The following is a 5,573-nucleotide window of genomic DNA, read 5'->3' on the forward strand; positions in this document are numbered from 1 at the left end:
CTTCGAGCTGCAGGGGTTCGTCGTCGCGATGCCGGACTTCGAGGGCGTGACGATCTTCCTCCTGATGATCGGCGTCCTGCTGTACAAGCCGCAGGGGCTGTTCGGGGGTTCGGAACACAGTGAGGGGGGTGCCGAAGATACGCTGCTCACGGGCGTCGAGTCCGGCGTGTTCGCCGACGACACGCGGCGGAACCTCGGGCTCGCGTTCGTCGCGGTGCTCGCGGTCGCGCCGTTCGTGTTCCTCCTCACCGGTAACACCTACTACATCACGCTGCTCAACCAGATGTTCATCTTCGCCATCTTCGCGTTGAGCCTCGACATCGTCATGGGCTACACGGGGCTGGTCCCGCTCGGCCACACGATGTTCTACGGCGTGGGCGCCTACGCCGCGGCGCTGGTCATGATCCACCTGACCTCCTCGTTCCTCGTCGCGCTCGCGGTCGCGATCCTCGTCTGCGCGCTCATCGCGTGGGTCGTCGGGAGCCTCTCGATCCGCGTGTCCGGGATCTACTTCGCGATGATCACCCTCGCGTTCGCCGAGCTGTTTTACAACATGGTGTTCAAGTTCAACTTCACCGGCGGCAGCGACGGACTGGTCGGCTGGGAGCCCCTCGTCGGGATCGCCGGCGTCGGCGTCGAACTCGGCGCGATCACGGTCCCGCTCGGCCCGATCGAGATAACGCCGGCGACCGCCTTCTACTACATCGCGTTCGGGCTCGCGCTCTGTTCGCTGTACTTCGCGACGCGGGTCATGAACGCCCCGTTCGGGAGCGTGCTCGCCTCGATCGGGGAGACCGAGGAACGGACCGAGTTCCTGGGCTACGACGTTCGGAAGTACAAACGGCGCGTGTTCGTCATCAGCGGCGGTATGGCGGGAATGGCCGGCGGCTTACTCGCCGTCAAGCCCGGGACGTTCATCATCTCGCCCGACCAGACGCTGGCGTGGATCCACTCGGGGGAGGTGATCGTCATGACGCTGGTCGGCGGAATGGGGACGCTCATCGGACCGATGCTCGGAGCGGGCTTCTTCGTCGGCGCCGAGGACGTGCTCTCGTCGTACACCGAACAGTGGCGGCTGGTCATCGGGACCATCTTCGTGCTGTTCGTGCTGTTCGTGCCCCGGGGGCTCGTCTCGCTGCCGTCGATGGTCGTCAGCGCGTACGACGACTCCCGGTTCGGTGACTCGAGCGCCACCACTGGAGACACGGAGGAAGCCGGATGACTGACACCGCCCTGAAGATCCGCGACCTGACGAAGAAGTTCGGAGAGCTGACCGCGACGAACCACGTCGACCTCGACGTCGAGCGCGGCGAGTTCCGGAGCGTGATCGGTCCCAACGGCGCCGGGAAGACGACCCTGTTTAACCTGGTCACCGGCGCGCTCCAGCCGACGAGCGGCCGGATCGAGTTCGACGGCGAACCCATCACCGACCTCCCGCCGCACGAGCGCGTCCGGCGGGGCGTCAGCCGGTCGTTCCAGATAACGAACGTCTTCAGCGGCCTCACGGTCCACGAGAACGTCCGACTCGCCGTCCAGTCGAAGCGGTACGCGGACCTCGGCAGGACGGAGGCGCTGTTCCGGGACACCGGATCGTTCGACGAAATGAACGACCGAACGGACGAGATCCTGCGCCGCATCGGGCTCGACGACCGAGCCGAGGAGCTGGCCGGGACGCTCGCGTACGGCGACCAGCGTCGCCTCGAGATCGGGCTGGTCCTCGCGACGGATCCGCAACTCGTCCTCCTCGACGAGCCGACCGCGGGGATGAGCGGCGAGGAGACGCAGGAAACGTTGGCGCTCGTCAACGAGGTGCTGGCCGACCAGTCCATCATGCTCATCGAACACGACATCGACCTGATCATGGACGTATCGGACCGCATAACCGTGCTCACCCGCGGCGAGGTGCTCGCGACCGGTGCGCCGACGGAGATCGCCGAGAACGACGCCGTCCAGGACGCGTACCTCGGAGGTGGACGCGGTGAGTGATCCGATCTTGAGCCTGCGTGACGTTCGCGCCGGCTACGGGATGACCGAGGTCCTTACGGGGATCACGCTGGATGTCGAGCGCGGCTCCGTCGTCTCGCTCGTCGGTCGCAACGGCGTCGGAAAGACGACGACGCTCAGGTCGATCGTCGGGAACATCGTGCCGACGGCGGGGACCATCACGTTCGACGGTCGGGAGGTCACCCGACTCGACACCGAGGAGACGGTCCGGGCGGGGATCACGTTCGTCCCCGAGGAGCGCCGGATCTTCCCCGGGCTCACGGTCCGCGAGAACGTCAGGATGGGGCAGATCGGCGTCGACGCGTCCGACGGCCCCTCGGTCGACGAGGTGATCGGCATGTTCGAGAACCTCGAGAAGCGCGAGGACAGCCCCGGGTCGGTGCTCTCCGGCGGCGAACAGCAGATGCTCGCGATCGCGCGCGCGATGGTCGCCGACCCGGACCTGCTGCTCCTCGACGAGCCCACCGAGGGGCTCGCGCCGTACGTCGTCAGACAGATCGAGGACGTGATCGAGACGCTGAACGACCGGGGGATCACCGTGCTCGTCGTCGAGCAGAACATCCCGGTGGCACTCGACGTCTCCGAGTACACGTACATCCTCGAGAAGGGGCAGATCGTTCACGAGGGCCGCTCCGCGGACGTGCGCGAGGACCAGGCGGTCCTCGACAAGCACCTCGGCATCACCGGAGCCGACTGAGCCGACTGAGGCCGGGCGGGTCCGCGACCGGCCCCCGGTCGGACCGGGCCGCGGTGTCCTCCAAACCGGGCGGCGAAACAGGACGAACGATCGGTATGTTTTTCCGGTGATTATAACACCGGCGGCGGCGAACGGGACGACATGAAACGGCTACTGCTCGCGATCGACGAGAGCATCGAGCGTGCGACCGCACAGGCCGAGACGGTCCTCGACCTCTTCTCGGGCGACGACGTGGTCGCGTACCTGCTCCACGATTTCGTCGACAACCCGGAAGGGGCCTCGGTCTCGCAGGTGGACGCGGTGACGCGTGCCGAGTCGATCCTGACCGCCGAGGGCGTGACCGTGGAGTTCCGCGAGCGGAGCGGGGAGCCCGCGCCGTCGATCGTCGAGACCGCGGACGAGCTGGACGCCGACGCCATCTGCGTCGCCGGCCGCAAGCGAACGCCCGCGGGAAAGGTGCTGTTCGGAAGCGTCTCCCAGTCGGTGATCCTGCAGACCGAGCGACCGGTGATCGTCTGCAGTCCGCAGGGGCCGGAGACGGACGATTGACGGGAGTCGCTCCGTGCCAAAATGGGGGAGAGCGCGGGGCGGTGAGAACCCGTCTGCACAGCGAAGAGTATAGGGCCGTCGGCCGCGCGGACACGAGTATGCACGTCGACGACGGCGACGTCAGGACGATCACCTTCGACCGGCCCCAGTCGTACAACGCGATGACCGGAGCGGTGGCCCGGGACCTCGTCGAGGCCATGGCCGGACTGGACCCCGCCGAACACGACGCCGTGGTTGTCACCGGCGAGGGCGACGCGTTCAGCTCCGGGGGGGACATCGACGCGATGGCCGACCGCGACGAGACCGCCCTGGAAGCGCACGAACGCGTCCAGGAAACGCTCGGCGGCGTCGCCGAGTCGATCCTCGAGGCGCCGGTCCCCGTGATCGCCCGCGTCAACGGGGACGCCGTCGGCGCCGGCATGGCGATCGCGGCGCTCGCCGACTTCGCGTACGCGGCCGAGTCCGCCCGGTTCGGCGCGTCGTTCGTCAACGTCGGGCTGGTGCCGGACGCCGGCACCACCGCGATCCTGCCGCGCGTCATCGGCCTCCGGAAGACGAAGGACCTCGCCTTCACCGGCCGGTTGATCCCCGCGTCGAAGGCCGCGGAGTGGGACGTGATAAACGAGGCCGTTCCGGACGCCGACCTCGACGACCGAGTCGACGCGCTGCTGTCGACGCTCGCGGAGCGACCGACCGAGACCATCGCGCTCACGAAGCGGGCGATCCACGGCAACCTCGGTCGGTCGTGGCGGGACGGCCTCGAACGAGAGGCTCACTACCAGACGCTCGCGTACGACACCGACGCACACGCCGAGGGCGTCGCGGCGTTCCTTGAGGGACGCTCGCCCGACTTCGAGTGACCGCGCCCGAACGCGGAGACCGTCGTTCAAGAGCGAATTTCACGACCGCCGGGGACTGACCACGGACGCGTCACGGCACCTCTCGTTGGAGTACGGCGGAGTTGCCGGTTTGACATAGGTATTCGAGATATTATTTTATTACGATATATCTTCTGGAGAGGTAGGAACCGTCGAGAGAACACCCATCCAAAAGATCGAGGTTATAGTAACGATAGACCGGATATTTCCAGTAAAAGATCAAATTAGAAGATATTGTCGATACATAATCGTGTTATTCGGTGTATTTCGAACAGATTCAGGCAGAGCAGTCTTCCGGCTGTGTCGCGCAAACTATCGATCAGTTTGGATCGAAATCATGCGCTAACTGACTTCTAAGCCCTGGTTAGCGTTTGGATCGGTCAAATTTTTGGGTTCACGATTCCGGTCAAGTTAGATCTCGATCACGGGCCGCATACGAAACGCGTCGATTTATCGATTATTTATGAAAAATAGAATGACGGCAGAGTTATAAGATTAATTATGGTATTTGTGGTGTCTGTAGGAGGGGGGACAGGTCGCGGAGATGCGTCGGAGAGGTCGCTTCGAGCCCCCGGTCGCGAGGGTGCCCAGCGGAGCTGAACGAACGATCGATGGACGAACCCTCGACGGACTGCGCGGGGCCGCTCGGTGAACTAAAGAGAAGATCGGAGGCCGAATCGACGCCCGGGGTGCCGAACGCTCGCGACGCGACCGACCGCGGGGACCGAACTCCGGAGAACCCGGTGGATGCTGGAAGCGGCAACGAGCAGCCGCCGGCGAGTCGAATCGCTGTTCGGAGGACCCGCCGTTGACCGCCACGAGCCATCACGACGAGTGCAGCAGCGACCTCCGCTCCGGTCGGAAACTTCCGGGTGGCTCAGGCGATTTCTTTCTGTGGGGCCCCGCTGTTCCGTTCTCGGACGGCTCCGAGGAATTCGAAAAGGCGGGGAGTCAGCAGGAGGTAGCCGAACAGGAGGATTTTCCCCGTGTTTGCGGTGTACACCGATACGGCCGACGCGTACAGCAGGGCGCCGAATACGGCGATGATTATGGTGTGTGTTAATATCTCTCTCATCGAGCAGATAACCGGACTCGGGGTATATAACTTTTTCTCAGGAGGGGGAAGGGACGACCGCGAACCGGACGACCGCGAACCGGACGACCGCGAACCGGACGACGCACGAACGGGTACGACCGAACCGTGGCTGCTACGAGTCGGAACGCGACTCGGTGATCAGGTACGCGAGGAGCGGCGAGAGGCCGAACAGCCCGAATCCGACCAGCAGCGCGCTGGGGTCGAACGGGAGGACCCCGCTCCCGAGAATCCCCAAGAACAGCGCGTCGATGACGAGCATCGTCACGATGAACGAACTCGAGGGGAACTGGTCGCTCATAGCTCCCCGATGGCGGACCCGTCGGAACGGCGCGCACCGAACGCGAACGGG

7 protein-coding genes are annotated in these 5,573 nt (G+C 65.1%); 5 read left to right on the top strand and 2 right to left on the bottom strand.

Annotated elements, in window-relative coordinates; genetic code table 11:
- The 5 genes from AN233_RS06410 to AN233_RS06430 form a co-directional block, all read left to right on the top strand.
- On the top strand, nt 1-1,222 hold a 1,222-nt coding region (locus tag AN233_RS06410), incomplete at its 5' end, for a branched-chain amino acid ABC transporter permease (protein ID WP_141654132.1).
- Complete coding sequence (locus tag AN233_RS06415) at nt 1,219-1,986, top strand: ABC transporter ATP-binding protein (protein ID WP_058365977.1); 768 nt, start codon at nt 1,219-1,221, stop codon at nt 1,984-1,986. The genes AN233_RS06410 and AN233_RS06415, both read left to right, overlap by 4 nt.
- Nucleotides 1,979-2,701, top strand: a complete 723-nt coding sequence (locus AN233_RS06420) for an ABC transporter ATP-binding protein (protein WP_058365982.1) — start codon at nt 1,979-1,981, stop codon at nt 2,699-2,701. The genes AN233_RS06415 and AN233_RS06420 overlap by 8 nt, the downstream gene beginning before the upstream one ends.
- 141 nt (nt 2,702-2,842) lie before the next feature.
- Nucleotides 2,843-3,250, top strand: a complete 408-nt coding sequence (locus AN233_RS06425; protein ID WP_058365978.1) for a universal stress protein — start codon at nt 2,843-2,845, stop codon at nt 3,248-3,250.
- Nucleotides 3,251-3,348: 98 nt separating this feature from the next.
- Nucleotides 3,349-4,110 carry an enoyl-CoA hydratase/isomerase family protein gene (locus tag AN233_RS06430; RefSeq protein ID WP_058365979.1) on the top strand — a complete coding sequence of 254 codons (762 nt, stop codon included), beginning with the start codon at nt 3,349-3,351 and terminating at the stop codon, nt 4,108-4,110.
- Between the two features lie 895 nt (nt 4,111-5,005).
- On the opposite strand, the gene AN233_RS06435 is transcribed toward AN233_RS06430, so the two are convergent.
- On the bottom strand, nt 5,006-5,203 hold the full coding sequence (locus tag AN233_RS06435; RefSeq protein WP_058365980.1) for a hypothetical protein: 198 nt from the start codon (nt 5,201-5,203) through the stop codon (nt 5,006-5,008).
- Nucleotides 5,204-5,336: 133 nt separating this feature from the next.
- Nucleotides 5,337-5,522, bottom strand: a complete 186-nt coding sequence (locus AN233_RS06440) for a hypothetical protein (RefSeq protein WP_058365981.1) — start codon at nt 5,520-5,522, stop codon at nt 5,337-5,339.
- Nucleotides 5,523-5,573: the final 51 nt, after the last annotated feature.

The organism is Haloparvum sedimenti, from assembly GCF_001462205.1.
Taxonomy (GTDB): domain Archaea; phylum Halobacteriota; class Halobacteria; order Halobacteriales; family Haloferacaceae; genus Haloparvum; species Haloparvum sedimenti.